Source organism: Parendozoicomonas verongulae (assembly GCF_009711465.1).
Classification (GTDB): Bacteria; Pseudomonadota; Gammaproteobacteria; order Pseudomonadales; family Endozoicomonadaceae; genus Sansalvadorimonas; species Sansalvadorimonas verongulae.
Window position 1 is genome coordinate 1578 of sequence record NZ_SMME01000736.1, and the last position, 496, is coordinate 2073.

General features: G+C 55.4%; 1 pseudogene. It reads left to right on the forward strand.

Annotated features, from left to right (window positions below):
* Positions 1-496: pseudogene (locus tag E1189_RS04420) on the forward strand (DEAD/DEAH box helicase family protein); the annotation flags it as partial.

The following is a 496-nucleotide window of genomic DNA, read 5'->3' on the forward strand; positions in this document are numbered from 1 at the left end:
TCCACAAACCCGTCAGCAGCTTGTGGATGAAATTGGCCCCTTGATGCAGTGGGTGGATGTGCGAGGTCAGGGCAATGCCCTGCGCTTCGATATGGACATGATTGCCGCACAAACGGCCCTTTACACCAACAAAGACAAACTGCAGAAGCTGTGGGCCACCGTCGTGCAAAAGGTCGATATGCTGCCACCCCACCTGTCACAGGTGCAGCAGCAGGGCGATTTGATCAATCAGGTAAGAGATCTGGACTGGTGGCAGAACGCCAACTTCGCCGAGCTGGAGCATGTGCGTACCCGCCTGCGGGGCATTATGCACTTGATGGAAGGGGAGGTGACACCGCCCCCGTCAGGCCCGATGGAAACCGATATTAAAGAAGATACTGCCAAGTACCAGGTCAGCACCCATGAAGCCAATATCAAATCGGTGGACTTCAAGATCTATCGCCAGCAGGTGCAGGGTGCACTGGAACCATTGTTCACCACCAACCCGGCACTGGTA